This is a genomic window from Campylobacter sp. RKI_CA19_01116 (assembly GCF_025771405.1).
Classification (GTDB): domain Bacteria; phylum Campylobacterota; class Campylobacteria; order Campylobacterales; family Campylobacteraceae; genus Campylobacter_D.
The window spans coordinates 44,055-59,232 of the sequence record NZ_JAKMQF010000006.1 but is presented as its reverse complement, the minus strand read 5'-3'; the positions used below and the strand labels follow the sequence as shown (position 1 = coordinate 59,232).

Annotated in this window: 16 protein-coding genes; 10 read left to right on the top strand and 6 right to left on the bottom strand. The window is 30.0% G+C overall.

Annotation, left to right across the window (positions count from 1 at the left end; translation table 11 throughout):
- The first annotated feature begins 2 nt into the window (after positions 1-2).
- Positions 3-293 carry a FlhB-like flagellar biosynthesis protein gene (locus L8U41_RS05810; RefSeq protein ID WP_012661291.1) on the top strand — a complete coding sequence of 97 codons (291 nt, stop codon included), beginning with the start codon at positions 3-5 and terminating at the stop codon, positions 291-293.
- Here the strand turns inward: L8U41_RS05810 and L8U41_RS05805 are convergent.
- Together L8U41_RS05805 and L8U41_RS05800 are read right to left on the bottom strand one after the other, a co-directional pair.
- Positions 268-1,077: a phosphatidylserine decarboxylase gene (locus tag L8U41_RS05805; RefSeq protein ID WP_263728053.1), complete on the bottom strand. Its 810-nt coding sequence runs from the start codon at positions 1,075-1,077 to the stop codon at positions 268-270. The two genes, L8U41_RS05810 and L8U41_RS05805, sit on opposite strands and share 26 nt — an antisense overlap.
- A complete protein-coding gene (locus tag L8U41_RS05800; protein ID WP_263728052.1) occupies positions 1,078-2,208 on the bottom strand; it encodes a metallophosphoesterase in 1,131 nt (376 codons plus the stop codon).
- A gap of 71 nt (positions 2,209-2,279) precedes the next feature.
- On the opposite strand from L8U41_RS05800, the gene abc-f reads away from it, so the two are divergent.
- The 7 genes from abc-f to L8U41_RS05765 are packed head-to-tail and all read left to right on the top strand — an operon-like array spanning position 2,280 to position 9,019.
- Complete coding sequence (abc-f, locus tag L8U41_RS05795) at positions 2,280-4,217, top strand: ribosomal protection-like ABC-F family protein (protein WP_263728051.1); 1,938 nt, start codon at positions 2,280-2,282, stop codon at positions 4,215-4,217.
- Between the two features lie 53 nt (positions 4,218-4,270).
- Positions 4,271-5,458: a M48 family metallopeptidase gene (locus tag L8U41_RS05790; protein ID WP_263728050.1), complete on the top strand. Its 1,188-nt coding sequence runs from the start codon at positions 4,271-4,273 to the stop codon at positions 5,456-5,458.
- Positions 5,458-6,258, top strand: coding sequence for a HemK/PrmC family methyltransferase (locus L8U41_RS05785; protein WP_263707079.1), 801 nt, complete (start codon positions 5,458-5,460; stop codon positions 6,256-6,258). The genes L8U41_RS05790 and L8U41_RS05785 overlap by 1 nt, the downstream gene beginning before the upstream one ends.
- A gap of 30 nt (positions 6,259-6,288) precedes the next feature.
- Entirely contained in the window at positions 6,289-6,762 is a 474-nt protein-coding gene (locus tag L8U41_RS05780; RefSeq protein ID WP_263725229.1) for a DUF4149 domain-containing protein, read from the top strand.
- A gap of 28 nt (positions 6,763-6,790) precedes the next feature.
- Positions 6,791-7,540, top strand: coding sequence for a flagellin (locus L8U41_RS05775; RefSeq protein ID WP_263725228.1), 750 nt, complete (start codon positions 6,791-6,793; stop codon positions 7,538-7,540).
- Between the two features lie 37 nt (positions 7,541-7,577).
- Positions 7,578-8,453 carry a tRNA 5-methoxyuridine(34)/uridine 5-oxyacetic acid(34) synthase CmoB gene (gene cmoB / locus L8U41_RS05770; protein ID WP_263728049.1) on the top strand — a complete coding sequence of 292 codons (876 nt, stop codon included), beginning with the start codon at positions 7,578-7,580 and terminating at the stop codon, positions 8,451-8,453.
- 2 nt (positions 8,454-8,455) lie between these two features.
- The gene (locus L8U41_RS05765) at positions 8,456-9,019 is read left to right on the top strand and encodes a hypothetical protein (protein ID WP_263663982.1); all 564 of its coding nucleotides are present in this window, start codon (positions 8,456-8,458) and stop codon (positions 9,017-9,019) included.
- Here the strand turns inward: L8U41_RS05765 and L8U41_RS05760 are convergent.
- Positions 8,999-9,184 (bottom strand): hypothetical protein, encoded by a 186-nt coding sequence (locus tag L8U41_RS05760; RefSeq protein ID WP_263728048.1) that lies wholly within the window; start codon positions 9,182-9,184, stop codon positions 8,999-9,001. The two genes, L8U41_RS05765 and L8U41_RS05760, sit on opposite strands and share 21 nt — an antisense overlap.
- Positions 9,185-9,192: 8 nt before the next feature.
- Positions 9,193-9,717 (bottom strand): thermonuclease family protein, encoded by a 525-nt coding sequence (locus L8U41_RS05755; RefSeq protein ID WP_263702790.1) that lies wholly within the window; start codon positions 9,715-9,717, stop codon positions 9,193-9,195.
- Between the two features lie 53 nt (positions 9,718-9,770).
- Between L8U41_RS05755 and L8U41_RS05750 the strand changes: the two genes are divergently transcribed.
- Both L8U41_RS05750 and L8U41_RS05745 read left to right on the top strand, forming a co-directional pair.
- Positions 9,771-11,039 carry a M20/M25/M40 family metallo-hydrolase gene (locus L8U41_RS05750; RefSeq protein ID WP_263728047.1) on the top strand — a complete coding sequence of 423 codons (1,269 nt, stop codon included), beginning with the start codon at positions 9,771-9,773 and terminating at the stop codon, positions 11,037-11,039.
- Positions 11,040-11,169: 130 nt separating this feature from the next.
- Positions 11,170-12,564, top strand: a complete 1,395-nt coding sequence (locus L8U41_RS05745) for an anaerobic C4-dicarboxylate transporter (RefSeq protein WP_263663985.1) — start codon at positions 11,170-11,172, stop codon at positions 12,562-12,564.
- Positions 12,565-12,593: 29 nt separating this feature from the next.
- Here L8U41_RS05745 and L8U41_RS05740 read toward each other — a convergent pair whose 3' ends face one another.
- Entirely contained in the window at positions 12,594-14,444 is a 1,851-nt protein-coding gene (locus L8U41_RS05740) for an aryl-sulfate sulfotransferase (protein WP_263728046.1), read from the bottom strand.
- A gap of 43 nt (positions 14,445-14,487) precedes the next feature.
- Positions 14,488-15,132 carry a thiol:disulfide interchange protein DsbA/DsbL gene (locus L8U41_RS05735; protein WP_263728045.1) on the bottom strand — a complete coding sequence of 215 codons (645 nt, stop codon included), beginning with the start codon at positions 15,130-15,132 and terminating at the stop codon, positions 14,488-14,490.
- Between the last annotated feature and the right edge of the window lie 46 nt (positions 15,133-15,178).

Here is a 15,178-nt window from a genome sequence, read left to right as displayed (position 1 = left end):
AAATGGCTAAAAAAACAAAAAAAGCCGTTGCGCTAGGCTATAACAAAGAAGATCAAAATGCACCAAAAATTCTAGCTAATGCTAAAGGTGAAAACGCTGCTAAAATCATCTCTTTAGCTAAAGAAAATGGCATACCCATAAAAGAAGACAAAGACTTAGTAGAAGTTCTTAGCAAGCTTGATCTAGGTGATGAAATCCCACCTAATATGTATAAAGCAGTGGCTGAAATTTTTGCCTTTTTATATAAAGTTGCTAATGAAGATGAGACTAAACAAAGTCCGCAATCTTCTTAGAAAATTCAACTTGCTCATAAGCATTTTTACTAAATTTTAAAAACCCTTTTTGAGCGATTAAAACTATCGTCGAACCTAGCTCAAAATTTCCAAGTCTTTGACCTTTTTTTACAAAAAGCTCATCATAAGTATGAGTAAAATCAAAATTTGCAGCATTAGTTTGTATACTAGTATCAAAACTAAAATGCATTTTACCTACATTTAGCGCACCCACAAATACCATCCAAAGTATAAATTTTCCTTCCACTAAGCACTTTAAAACTACTCTTTCATTTTTAGTATAAAGGTTTATAATCTTAGCCAACTTTGCCTCACTCACACTAAATAAAGCTCCACTCATATAAGTAGCACTTAAAATTTGCATATTACAAGGTGCGTGATAATGATGATAATCTTTTGGAGATAGATAAATATTTGCATAATCTATGCCATTTTCTAATTCTTCTTTGCTAGCTGAGTTTTTTAAAAGCTCTTCTATGCTATAACTTGAACCTTTAATACTAAAGGCTAAATTTTCTTTTAAGTCATTTTGAAAACTACTTCCAAGTTCTAAAATTTTACCATCACTTGGACTTACAAAGCCATCTTCTAATTCTCGCTCATTTAACAAAGTTCTTGTAAATAAAGCATTTAAGCTCTCATATTCTTCTAAGGATTTAAATTCACTCATATTGATATTAAAAGCATTCACATAAGCTTTATTAATGTTTTTTTGTATGATTTTTGGAAATTTATATTTTGCTATGATTCCAAACATTTTTGAAGCACTATTGCTAAATCCCACTTATTCTCCTTTTAATCTAATCAAAGCTATCTCACTAGGAGCTAAAAATCTCACAGCAGGCCCCCAAAATCCAGCCCCACTGCTTACATAAAGCAAACTATCTTTGCTTAATTTATAAAGCCCATACACAAAGCCTTGCTCTAAATATACTAGCAAAGAAAAAGGGAAAATTTGTCCTGCGTGTGTATGTCCTGATAAAATCAAATCAAACCCACTCACATCATAAGTTTTTACATATTTTGGCTGATGCGTGATTAAAATATTAACTTTTTCTTGATTGATTTGAGTTTTAATTTTTTCTATATTGCTTTCTTTAAAGCCCAAACGTTTAGCAGCCAAATCCAAAGTCCCACTTAAAGTAAAATCTCCAAAATCAATACTTTCATCTTCTAAAACTTTGAAATTTTTAAGCGTTTTAAGCTTTTTGCTTATTGCATTTATATCATTATAATACTCATGATTTCCATAAACAAAATAAGTACCATATTTTGATTTAAAATTTTCTAATAGATCAATATAAGACATACTAGCAATATCTGCATCGATTAAATCCCCAGCTATGATGATTATATCAACATTTAAAGTATTAACCTCATCAATTAAGGTTTTTAAAAAATCTTCACCTAAATTTTTCCCTAAATGCACATCAGAAAGCAAAGCTATGTTTAAATCTTCTTTTAAATTTTTAATTTTAATATCTACCTCATTAACCTTAGGTGTGCTAATAGCATTTACAAAGCCTTTAAACACCATACTAACGCTAAGTATAATAAGCCAAGAATCAAAAATTAATTTTAAAAACTTTCTTCTTTGAAGGCTAAAAATTTGCTCTTTTTTATTTTCGTTAAAGAAAATCCAAGAACCAATTTCAAAAACCACTCCAAAAAGCAAGAAAAAGCAAGTAATAGTAGGAAAAATAGCTAAAATATAATAAAGCTTTTCATGCAAAAAATCCCCGCGCATATTTACAAAAAAGATTAATTCACATGCAAAAACTATTAAAACAAGAGCTAATACAAACTTCTTATAAGGTTTTAAAAAATCAACCTTACTTAAAAATCTTTTATAAATATACCAATTTGCCAAAGCAAAAAATAAAACTAATAAAGTAAAAAAAACAAACACTCTCATAGTGTAATTTTATTTAAGCAAAATTAATACTTTTTAAAGTAAAATCGCAAAAAAACATTTGGGAAAGAAATTTGGCTTTAGTAGATTTAATCGATGCAAATAAGAAATTTAATACAAAAATAGTTTTAGAAAATGCAAATTTTAGTGCAAATTTAGGAGAAAAAATCGCCATTATAGGCAAAAATGGCGAAGGAAAATCAAGCTTTTTAAAAGCCCTTATGGGAACTTTAAAACTAGATAGCGGTAGAGTGATTAAACAAAATAACGCTAGCATAGGTATGCTAAGCCAACAAGTAAGCTTTGAAAGCACCTTAAGCGTGAGTGAGGCTATCAAAAAAGAACTTGAAGAAATTTATCAAGCCTTAAAAGAATTTGAAAACTATAATGAAAAACTAGCTCTTGATCCTGAAAATAAAGAATATTTAAAGAAAGTAGATGAATTAAGTTTATTTATAGATTCAAAAGATGCATGGAATTTAGACCAAAAAATACAAAGAATACTAGAAGAGTTTAAACTATTAGAGTATAAAGACAGAACACTTTGCTCTTTAAGCGGAGGAGAGATAAGACGTGTAGGGCTTTGCACGCTTTTGCTGAAAAATCCTGATATATTATTGCTTGATGAGCCAACCAACCATCTAGATGTATATATGAGTAGCTTTTTAGAAGAAAGATTGAAAGCTTCTAAAATGTGTGTTATTTTCATCTCTCATGATAGATATTTTATCGATGCAATAGCGCAAAAATGCGTAGAAATAGAAGCAGGAAAATTAAGCGTTTTTGAAGGCGGATACACACAATATCTAGAAAAAAAAGCAGCTATTTTAGCTTCCTTAGCTAAAAGTCATGAAACCTTACTTAAGCAACTAAAAAGCGAAGAAGAATGGTTAAGAAGAGGAGTTAAAGCTAGACTTAAACGTAACGAAGGGCGTAAAGAACGCATTTTTAAAATGCGTGAAGAAGCCAAGAAAAACCCAGGAGCTATCAAACGCTTACAACTTGAGATTAAAAGAGCAAGTAAAAATTTCAACCAAACCCAAAGTCAAAATCGTAAAAAAATGCTTTTTGAACTTAAAAATATCTCAAAATCTATCGCTAACAAGACACTTTTTAAGGACTTTAATGCACGAATTTTACAAGGTGAACGCATAGCCATAGTAGGTAAAAATGGCTGTGGTAAATCTACTTTTTTAAAAATTTTACTTGATCAAATTCCACTTGATAGTGGAGAAATTAAAAGAGGTGAAGTTAAAATAGGCTATTTTGATCAAAGCAGAAGCTTACTCAATACCGATAAAAAACTTTTAGAAATTTTTTGCCCAAATGGCGGTGATCATATTCAAGTGCGTGGTAAAAATATGCATGTTTATGGATATTTAAAACAATTTTTATTTCCAAAAGAATTTTTAGAGCAAAGTGTGAGTGTGTTAAGTGGGGGCGAGAAAAACAGAGTTGCCCTAGCCTTGCTTTTTACTAAAGAATATGATGTATTAATCTTAGATGAACCAACAAATGATTTAGATATAGCTACGATTAATATTTTAGAAGAATATTTACTTTCTTTTGAAGGTGCGATTTTGCTTGTATCACATGATAGATATTTTGTTGATAAAATAGCAACTAAACTTTATGCTTTTGAAGATAATGCAAATATTAACATAGAAGTTCTTTCTTACAGCGAATATTTAGAAAATGAAAAAGAATACAAAGACTTTGAAGAATTTTCTAAAAGCTTAGAAATAAATACCACAACAAGTGTAAAAACAAAAGAAAAATCAAGTAAAAAACTAAGCTATAAAGAAAATGAAATTTTAAACTCATATCCTGATAAAATTCATAAATTAGAAGAAGAAATCAAAGAAATCAAAAATGCCCTAAGCAATCCTGCAATCTATCAAGAACTAGGTATAAATACCCTTTATGAAAAGCTAAACTCTTTAGAAAATGAACTTAGTATTTTAGAAGAAGCTTATTTTGAGGTTTTGGAAAAAAGTGAAAGCACTGATTAACTTTATATATTTTAAATAAGATAAAATTACTCAAATTTATTTAAGGAAAAACTATGACTTTAATATCTATTTTATGTATTTACACGGCCTTTTTGGTTTTTATATCTTATATGCAAATTTCTTTTTTAAAAAAAGAAAGAGAAAAACAAGCAATTATTTTAAATGAGCATGATTATAAAAATGCTGCAAATATCGCCATAGAAAATGAAAAATACAAAATCTTTTCTAATCTTTATAATCTGATAATTAATATTTCTTGGATGAGCTTTGGCTTTTTATATTTAAAAGAAATTTTTATAAAAGAAAATTCTACTTTAGAAAATACTTTATTTTTACTTACATTTTTATTGATTATTAGTATTTTAAATTTACCACTTAGTTATTATGAAAGCTTTATAAAAGATAAAAAACACGGCTTTTCAAATATGACTTTAGCACTTTTTATTAAAGACAACATTAAATCTTTAGCCCTAATGCTTATTTTTGGCTTTTTAATCATCTATACTTTAGTGTTTTGCTTTGAATTTTTTAACACATACTGGTGGATTGTTGCTTTTGCTTTAAGCTTTATAATCATACTTATTATAAATCTCATCTACCCTACTCTTATTGCACCTATGTTTAATAAAATGAAAAAACTTGAAGATGAAAATTTATTAGAAAAAATCACCAATTTAATGCAAAAATGTGGCTTTAGTGCAAATGGTGTTTATGTTATTGATGCAAGTAAAAGGGATAAAAGATTAAATGCTTATTTTGGCGGTTTATTTAAAAGCAAAAGAGTGGTGCTTTTTGATACACTTTTAAATGCTTTAAAAGAAAAAGAACTCATTGCTGTTTTAGGTCATGAGCTAGGACATTTTGTGCATAAAGATTTACTAAAAATGTTATTTTCTAGTGCTTTGATGCTTTTTGCTTTATTTTTTATCTTTGCACATTTACCAAGCTTTTTTTATATTGAAAGTCATTTAGATGGAGTAAATGCTGGAGTTTTTGCGCTTTTATTGATTTTTGGAAATATTTTTACTTTTATTATCTCCCCGCTACTTAATAAAATGAGTCAAAAAAATGAATTTAATGCTGACTTACATGGAGCAAAACTAAGTTCTAAAGAAGATATGAAAAATGCCCTCATAGCCTTAGCAAAAGAAAATAAAGCCTTTGTTAAAACAAGTAAAATTTATACCTTCTTTCATCTAAGCCATCCTTGTATTTACGATAGAATCAAAGCTTTGCAATGATTTCAATCAAACAGGCCTTAAAGCAAGCTTACGCAAAAGATCCTACTCACAAAGAATATATACTTTTTATTCTTTGTGAGCTTTTACAAAAAGATAAGGCTTGGATTTTTTTAAATCCTGAATTTCAAATCGATGAAAAAGTTTTTTTAGAATACGTAGATAAATTTTTAAATGGCGAGCCTTTTGAGTATTTATTTCAAAAAACACAGTTTTATGGTTTAGATTTTTTTATTGAAAAAGGGGTTTTAATACCGCGTTTTGATAGTGAAATATTACTTGAAAGATGCTTAGAAATTTTAGATCATAACTCTTTTAAAAATATACTTGAAATTGGCTTTGGGAGTGGAATTTTAAGCATCTCTCTAGCAAAATTAAAGCAAATTTTTATACAAGCTTGCGATATCAATCCAAAAGCATTGGAACTTGCTAAAAAAAATGCAGATTTTCATAATGTTTCAAATTTAATTGATTTTCAACTTTGTGATTTTAAAAATATGCAAGGAAATTTTGACTTTATTTTTTCTAATCCACCTTATATTAAAAATGACTATCCTTTAGATAAATGGGTGCAAAATGAACCGCATAATGCTTTATTTGGCGGGGATAAAGGTTGGGAAATTTTACACGAAATTATCCTTTTTGCCAAAAATCATAACACAAAAGTCTTAGCATGTGAATTTGGTTATGATCAAAAAGCAATTTTAAATAAAATTTTAGAAGAAAATGATTTTAAAGCTACTTTTTATCAAGATTATAATGGATTTGATAGAGCCTTTGTTGCGTGGAATTTAAAAAATTAGACTATAATTATCTTTTTATAGGAGAAAATAATGAAATCAATATATTTATTTTTACTAGCAAGTTTAATTGGGATTGAAATTAGCATAGGCGTACTTTTAGCTCCGACTATATTTTATCCTGCTAAATTCATAGGCGAAGGAGTTTTAACTCATTTTCAAAGTGGACTTTTAATGACACACATTTTTGTACAATTTGGTTATGTTTTACTAGGTGTGAGTGTTTTATCTGTTTTAATGGAAATTTTCTCATTTAAGGATAAAAATTTAACTTTTAAAATAAATTTTTCAAAATTCATGCTTTCTTTAATCATTTTGGCACTAAGTTTGCTTTTTGTATTTTACTTCACTGCTTATGTTTTAGAAGCACAAAGCTTAGGAGAAGAAGCAACTAAGACTCAAGAATTTATAAAAATTCATGGTGCAAGTGAAGTTGTGATGAAAATTATCATGTTATCACAAGTAATTTTATTTTTTTTAAATTTTAAAACAAAAAAAATGATATAATAAAATAAGTCTTTAAAAGGAGTCAAAGATGAAAATAGGCGATATAGGGACAACTCAACAAAACCATTACTTAAATCAAGCGCAAAAAAGCCAAGAAAAAGCTTTAGAAAATATAGCCGCAATGCGTGCTATAGATGGGAGCGATGGGGCAAATTTAGCCATAGCTGATTCTTTAAGAAGTCAGTATAGCACCATAGATCAAGGCATTTTAAATGCTTATGATTCAGTAGGTGTTTTGCAAATTGCAGACTCAGCGCTAAATAATATCTCAGCTACTGCAGATAGACTTAATGAGCTTTCTGTACGCTCAAATAGTGTTGCATTAAATGATAGACAAAAAAGCATGCTAAATGCTGAAGCAAATAAGCTCATCAGCTCGATCAATGATGCATTTTCAAACGCGACTTTTAATGGAAAAAATGTTTTCCAAAGTATGGATTTTGTTGTTGGATCTGGGGTTGAAAGTATCAATTTAAATCAACCAAGCACGGCAAACTTAAGCCTTGAAAACCAAGATGGAATTCGCGATTTTCAAGATCAAGTAGGTTCTTTACGCGCAGATATTGGTGCTGGGATTAATGCTATCCATTCTAATATCAACTCATCTTTGCAAACTAGCATTAACACTAAAGAAGCTGAAAGTAAATTGCAAAATAATGACTTAGCGCAAAATATCAATGATTTTAATGCAAATTACCTAAAAGAAAATGCATTTTTATTTGCAAATGCTCACTCAAATGTAATGCTACAAACTAAACTAGCAAGCCTACTTCAATAATAAAACTCCCAAATAAGGGAGTTTTTTAAGGAAAAATATGCAAGATAATGCTTTGTTAAAGCAAGTTTTAAAACATCCTTTATATGAAAAAATTCAAAAACTTGGCACAAAAGTTCAAAACTCAAATTATCTTATAAACGAAAGTTTTGATATTTTTTGCGATAAAAGTTTAAATAATGAGATTAAGGACATTGCCTTAGAATTAAAACCTTGGCGCAAAGGACCTTTTAAAATCAATGATTTGTTCATAGATACAGAGTGGCAAAGTTTTATTAAATTTAACATATTAAAGCCTTATATGCAAGAAATCAAAGGCAAAGTGGTTGCGGATATTGGTTGTAATAATGGTTATTATATGTTTAAAATGCTTGAATTTAATCCTTCAACACTCATAGGTTTTGATCCTTCTATTAAGTATTATTTGCAATTTTTACTTTTAAACTCTATTGCAAAAACTCCTATACAATATGAGCTTTTAGGTGTGGCTGATGTACCAAATTATGGCATAAAATTTGATGTAATTTTTTGTCTTGGCGTAATTTATCATCGCAGTGATCCTATAGCCATGCTAAAACAACTCAAGCAATCTTTAAATAAAGATGGCGTAGTCTTTTTAGATACTATGTATATAGAAGATGAAAGAGAAATTGCACTTATCCCTCAAAAAACTTATTCAAAAATACCAAATATTTTTTTCATTCCGTCGATATTGGGTTTAAGAAATTGGTGTTATAGAGCTGGATTTAGTGAATTTGAAGTTATAGCAACCAAACAAACTGATTTTGAAGAACAAAGAAAAACACAATGGATTGATTCTTATTCTTTAGATCAATTTTTAGACGAAAATGACTCAAATTTAACTTGTGAAGGCTATGAAGCACCAAAAAGAGTTTATGTTAAATTAAAGGTGTAAAAATGGCAAGAACAGTAAGTGCTGTTACTATAGAAGAGCTAATAGACCCTGAAGAATTAAATCGCATTAAATCAGAACTTATCACTTGTCCAGGGATAAATAATGCTTTAGCAGGAAGTATTTCTCATATAGAAAAAAACTTTGCTAAAGGTATCTTAATCACAACCCATGATATGGCAGTAGATGAGCTAGGATTAGTGCATAGTGGTTTTGTATTTAATGCGGCAAATTATATAGCTCAAGCTGCAATCAATAAAGAATTTAGCGTCTTAATAGGCTCAAGAAGCTTTTTTTATGCGCCTTTAAAAGTTGGAGATGTTTTAAATCTTGAAGCAAGTGCTTTATTTAGTGATGATTCAAGAAAAAGAGAGGTTAAAGTAGTTGGCTTTGTAAATGATATTAAAATTTTCGATGCATCTTTTCAAGTAATCACCACAGATGATCATATATTTAAATTAAAACAAAGTCAAAGCACAAGCTCTAGCAGTCAAAACCAACAAGAAACCTCCAAGCAAGATGCTACTCCAGAGGAATTAAATGCTGTTTTAAAAGGAATCGGGGGTTAAAGGCAAATCCACCCAATTCTTTGGGCATTCTTTATGGTAAGTCCCGCTTGCATCATAATATTCTTTACAATCATCATAAAAGTGGTTTGAAATTCCTCTTTCATTTACAAAACAACCACCAAAAAATAATGCTAAAAATCCAATGAAAAATATTTTTTTAAACATCTCTTTTCCTATTTTAATCTTATTTGTTTACGCCATTTGTAAGGCTCTATAGGATTTTCATCTACCCATAAGCCTTTTTTATTTTCTTTGGCATAATTTTGCTCATTTACATATAAATCACTATAATGTTCATAAGCCCAAGCAAAACCATTTTTAACCATAACTTGATTGATATCTTTATCATTTAAATACACAATGGCTAAAATTCTACCATATTTATCCTCATCTTTTACATTCAAAACCACTTCTTTATTCAAGACAATTGCATTTAAAAATTGCGCAGCCATCTTTCCATAAGCTTGATCACTTTCAGGTGCATCTATACCAAAAAGTCTAATTTTAAGTTTTTCATCTTCAAATTTAGCCTCAATAGTATCCCCATCTACTACACGACTTACTTTAGCATTAATGTATGAGCCACTATCATAATTTAAAATATAAGCAAAAGCAAATAAAAAAAGTGCAATTAAAAATTTCTTTGGATCTTTTAGTAAAGTTATTAATAATTTAATTTGCTTTTTAGAAATTTTCATTTAAACCTCATCTATATAAAAATATGCCATAATTACAACAAAAAGGAGATTTTATGCAAGAAATTATACAAAATTTTAAACAAATTACTCAAATACCTCATTGTAGTTTCCATACCGAAGAATTAAAAAATTTTCTTATTGATTTTGCCAAAAGTCAAAACTGCCGAGTAAACGTTGATAAAGCAGGTAATATCCATACATATAAAGGAAAACCTAAAATTTGTTTACAAAGTCATTATGATATGGTTTGCATGGGAGAGGCTCCTAATATACAAATGTATGAAGAAAATGGATATTTAAAGGCTAAAAACTCGAGCTTGGGTGCAGATAATGGCATAGGAGTATCATTAATGATGCAAGCTTTAAAAGACTTTGAAAATATTGAATGTCTTTTTACTAATGATGAGGAAGTTGGCCTTTGTGGAGCAAATAATCTTTCACATGCTTTGATTTCAAACAAACTATTAAATTTAGATCATGAAAGTGATGATGAAGTTGTTATAGGTTGCGCTGGTGGTGTGGATATTTTTGCTAGTTTAAACTTAGAAATAGGCAAAAAAGAAGGTGAATGCTATGAAATAGAAGCAATTGATTTTAAAGGTGGGCATTCAGGGATTGATATTGTTAAAAATATTAAATCTTCTATTAAAGAAGCAAGTTGTTTTATCACTCAAAACCAAGGTGAGCTTTGTGAATTTAGTGCAGGTGAGAGAATCAACTCTATACCAAAACATGCTAAAATCATAGCATTTTTTAAAAATCCCCCAAAAGAAAATAATCAATTTAAAGTGAATTATATAGGTAAAATCAAAAGGACATATTATAAAAATTCTCAAATCATTTTAAATCTTATCAATGCTTTTGCACAAGGTGTTAGAACTTTTAATCATCAATTAAATTTAGTCCAAACAAGTATCAACCTTTCGTTAGCTTATGAAAAAGAAGGTAAATTTCATTTTGAACTTTTTGCAAGGTCGAATGATTTACAAGAGCTTAAAAATATAGAATTTGAAACCTTAACTTATTTTAAAATGCAAAATTGTGAAGTTGCAAGTGCAAATTTTTATCCGCCTTGGGTCAATAAAGATACTAATTTTGGAGAAGAAATTCTAAGTTATTTCAAAAAAGAAAATCCAAACGCCAAGCTTTATACTATACATGCTGGTTTAGAATGTGGTATTATAAGTGAAAAACAACCACTAGAATGTTGCTCCATAGGCCCAAATATCCTTAGTCCTCACTCAACAGATGAAAAATGTGAAATAGCTTCTATTGAAAAAATCAGCAAAATTCTTTTTGCTATCTTAAAAAATTACCAATAAGCAAAAAACCAATATTTTGACAAACAAATTCAAAATATTGGTAAATATTTATTTAAATAATAAAAAATTTTATTTACTATTAATAAAACTTACACTATACTCTCGCATATTTTAAAAACAAGGAGAGAGTATGGAAATGCTAACTAGCCTTAGCGAAGGCACTCAATTTAGTATCCAACTAGCCGTAGTTCTCATTTGTCTTTTTTATGGGGCAAAAAAAGGTGGTATCGCTCTAGGTTTGTTAGGCGGTATAGGTTTATTAGTTTTAAGTTTTGGTTTTGCTGTAGCACCTGGAAAACCTTCTATTGATGTTATGCTTACTATCTTAGCTGTTGTTGTTGCTAGTGCAACTTTACAAGCTAGTGGTGGTTTAGATGTAATGTTGCAAATTGCAGAAAGAGTTTTAAGAAAAAATCCTAAATTTTTAACCATCTTAGCTCCTTTTGTAACTTGCTTTCTGACCATGCTTTGTGGAACCGGACATGTTGTTTATACTATGATGCCTATTATTTATGACATTGCTATTAAAAATGGCATTCGTCCAGAAAGACCAATGGCTGCTTCTAGCATTTCTTCTCAACTTGGAGTTATAGCAAGTCCTGTTTCAGTTGCTGTTGTAAGTTTAACTGCATTACTTTTAAATCCAGAAATTAATAAACATCCTTTAGCAGGATTTGATGGCTATGTAGATTTACTTGCTATTACTATACCTTCTACTTTAGTGGGTGTTTTAGCTATAGGAATTTTTTCTTGGTTTAGAGGAAAAGATCTTGATAAAGATGAAGAATTTCAAGCTAGAATCAAAGATCCAGAACAAAGAGAATACATCTATGGTGATAGCAAAACTCTTCTTGGACAAAAACTTCCAACTATTCAATGGGTAGCTATGTGGATTTTCTTAGGTGCTATTGCAATAGTGGCTATACTTGGAGCCTTCCCAGAACTTAGACCACAATTTACCTCAAAAGGCGTTACTAAACCTATGAATATGGTTGCAGTAATTCAAATGTTTATGCTTTTAGCAGGTGCGGCACTTATCATCTTTACTAAGCTTGATGCAAGTAAAATTGCAAAAAATGAAATTTTTAAATCAGGTATGATAGCTTTAGTAGCTGTTTTTGGAATTTCTTGGATGGCAGATACTATGTTTGCAGTACACACTCCTATGATGAAAGAATCTTTAGGAAATATTGTTATAGAGCACCCTTGGACTTATGCAGTTATGCTTTTATTAATTTCTAAATTTGTTAATTCTCAAGCAGCAGCAATTGCAGCTTTTGTGCCACTTGCATTAGGAATTGGTGTTGAACCAGGTATTATCATTGCTTTTGCAGCAGCTTGCTATGGATATTATATTTTACCAACCTATCCAAGCGATCTTGCAACTATACAATTTGATAGATCAGGTACTACAAAAATAGGTAAATTTGTTATCAATCACAGCTTCATCTTGCCAGGTTTAATTGGTGTAATTGTTTCTTGTATAGTGGGTTATTTCTTAGCTTTAGGTGCAGGATATTTATAAAATCAAAGGGCTTGTTTTAAAGCCCTTTTTTATTTAAATGCTTTTTCTAAATCAATAGGCATAGCCTGATAACCAGTACTTGCTCCACTAAAGCGAATTTGTACTGAAGGTTCTTTAGCTCCCCATTTAAACTCATCTATTTCAGGTTTTGGTTCTCCTATAGCAACACCCTTGCTTAAATCAAAAGCCATACCGGCACTAGCGCTATAAACCATAATCGAATTTTTATCTTTATAATACTCAGCTAAAGAAGTAATAGGCGAAAACCATTTATTACCTCTTTGTTTTCCATATTCCCAAATTTGCTCTACGGTTTTATTTTTTTGATCTATTTTATATACAACCGCTCTTGAATATTTCATCGAAGCAAAAGCAGGTTGTGTTATAGCTCTTGCATCACCATTGTCAAAAGCTGTAATATAAATATATCTTTTATTAGATTTTTCATCTATTCTAAAAGCAGTGTGTTGTGTCCATGTAAAATCAAAGCCACCTTCCTTATTTTTATAACCAGGACATTTGCTATAATCATCTTCACAAATTATATTTTTGCCATTTTTATCAATAGGTTGCAAAAGTACTTTTTTATACTTTTCTCCCCAGCCCTTATGTGCTCCTAATATCCATTTTACTTTTTTATCACGGCCGATTTTTATAATAGCGCTTTGATGACGACTTGAAATGATAATACTATCATCGCTTGGATCATAATCTATGCTATTTACATGAGCCCAGTTACGCCCTACTCCAGTGCCTGCTATATCCCCAAAAATTTCACTTGTATCCATTTTGGCTAATTCTTCATTGCTTAAAGTTTTACCCGCTTTTGAAACATCTACATTCAAACAAACCGCACCTTGATCTAAAACTTTGATAATATTAGCTCTATATGGATCTAAAATTTCAAAAAGCCTCCACTCATCTACCACATTGCCATTATTATCAACCTCTAATATCACATCACGCACCGAGCGCACATTTTTACCATCAGGACGCTTAACATTAGCCAAGGCTACTCTTAAAAGATAATTTCCATTTGGCATTTGACTCATAGAATGAGAAAAATCTATATAAGAAGAAGGTAAAAGGCGGTTAAAAATTTCTCTACCCATTAAATCATATTTTACATATCTTTGACCAAACCCAAAGCTTAATGCCCCATCTGAATTTTGTCTAAAGCCCATCATAATACCACGATTATAAATATTGTTTTTATCCATTAGCTTATCATTATCTAAATACCAACGAATTTCACCCTTTGTATCGACAATGAAGGTATTAGAAGCCTCATCCCATTCTAAAGCACCACCACTTGGGTTATTCCATATAGCTTGAGAGCTTTTTGCGCTGTATTTTCCTGGAGTATTATTTACTAGATATAATCTATCTTCAAATTCTTTATCTACTTTAAGTACTTCCACTTTTTCAAAAGGTACACCTCTTTGCATAAGACTTCCACTTGGCTCTATATTTACCCCACCTGTTGCTATTTTATATACCTCATCTATTACTTTTTCACTTTTTCCAAAAGCACTTTTAGTATAGCTTACTTTTACTGTGTTTAAATACGATGGATAAAGTCCAAAAATAGGAATTCCTCCATAAGTTTTAATTTTATTAGAACTTACCTTATAAGATATAGTTTGCCCATTTGGTTTTGGAACTATAGTTACGCTTACATCGCTTAGTTTATACCCTCCATCCATAATTACAGCACTAAGCGGGGATAAACCATAAGGATTAAGCCTTATAGCTCCAATTTTTCCTTGCACTTGATAGTCTATCTTAGCCCCACTTGCTCCGCCTACAGCTAAAGCTAAATTTGGCGCTAAAACCACGCTAGCTAGCAAGCTTAAGCTGATGATTTTTTTAATTTTCATGCTTATCCTTTATAAGATCAATAACACCTTTAAAATAAAGGCATTATTTAACTGAAAGTTCTTTAACTATACGGATTAGTTCTTCTAAAGAAGTAATGTATTCAGGATTGATTTGATACTTACCATTTACTACAAAAGCAGGCGTGCCATAATTTCTTGAAATTTCATTAGCTTCATCATAAGCAACTAAAAGCTCTTTGGCTTCTTTGGTTTGTAAAAATTTTTGCAACTCTTCTTTGCTAACACCGATAGCATTTAAACCTATTTTATAAAACAAATCAAGATCATTTAAATTTAACTTTTGCTCAAAATGACTTATAAAATACACATCAGCAAGCTTATAGGTAAGACTTTTTTCGCTAGTAACATCTAAACCTAAAGCTTTTTCTTTAAAAGAAGCTAAAGCGAACATCTCATTTAAAGCCCCACCATACTCACTCATAGAACTTACCGAAAAAAGATCATATTTTAAATTTGGCAAAACCTCTTTAACCTTTGCCAAAGTGTGAAATTGATGATGAGTGTAACAATGAATACAACGATAAGAAAATACCTCTATTAGAGAATTTTGTGCATTTGGGATAGGCGTTTTTAAAATAATATACTCTTTACCCTCACTTAACGCATTGGCATTTATAGCAAAACTGAGCGTACAACAAACAATCAAAAAAATATTTTTTAAATTCAATTTTAACTCCTATATCATGATATTGCAATATAATTATATTGCAATA

What these genes read in the sequence shown, in the direction of transcription:
- L8U41_RS05775 (WP_263725228.1), top strand. Translation starts at nt 6,791, where the DNA reads ATGAAAATAGGCGATATAGGGACAACTCAACAAAACCATTACTTAAAT.
- L8U41_RS05755 (WP_263702790.1), bottom strand. Translation starts at nt 9,717, where the DNA reads ATGAAAATTTCTAAAAAGCAAATTAAATTATTAATAACTTTACTAAAA.
- L8U41_RS05780 (WP_263725229.1), top strand. Translation starts at nt 6,289, where the DNA reads ATGAAATCAATATATTTATTTTTACTAGCAAGTTTAATTGGGATTGAA.
- L8U41_RS05800 (WP_263728052.1), bottom strand. Translation starts at nt 2,208, where the DNA reads ATGAGAGTGTTTGTTTTTTTTACTTTATTAGTTTTATTTTTTGCTTTG.
- L8U41_RS05765 (WP_263663982.1), top strand. Translation starts at nt 8,456, where the DNA reads ATGGCAAGAACAGTAAGTGCTGTTACTATAGAAGAGCTAATAGACCCT.
- L8U41_RS05740 (WP_263728046.1), bottom strand. Translation starts at nt 14,444, where the DNA reads ATGAAAATTAAAAAAATCATCAGCTTAAGCTTGCTAGCTAGCGTGGTT.
- L8U41_RS05790 (WP_263728050.1), top strand. Translation starts at nt 4,271, where the DNA reads ATGACTTTAATATCTATTTTATGTATTTACACGGCCTTTTTGGTTTTT.
- L8U41_RS05760 (WP_263728048.1), bottom strand. Translation starts at nt 9,184, where the DNA reads ATGTTTAAAAAAATATTTTTCATTGGATTTTTAGCATTATTTTTTGGT.
- L8U41_RS05745 (WP_263663985.1), top strand. Translation starts at nt 11,170, where the DNA reads ATGGAAATGCTAACTAGCCTTAGCGAAGGCACTCAATTTAGTATCCAA.
- cmoB (WP_263728049.1), top strand. Translation starts at nt 7,578, where the DNA reads ATGCAAGATAATGCTTTGTTAAAGCAAGTTTTAAAACATCCTTTATAT.
- L8U41_RS05810 (WP_012661291.1), top strand. Translation starts at nt 3, where the DNA reads ATGGCTAAAAAAACAAAAAAAGCCGTTGCGCTAGGCTATAACAAAGAA.
- L8U41_RS05750 (WP_263728047.1), top strand. Translation starts at nt 9,771, where the DNA reads ATGCAAGAAATTATACAAAATTTTAAACAAATTACTCAAATACCTCAT.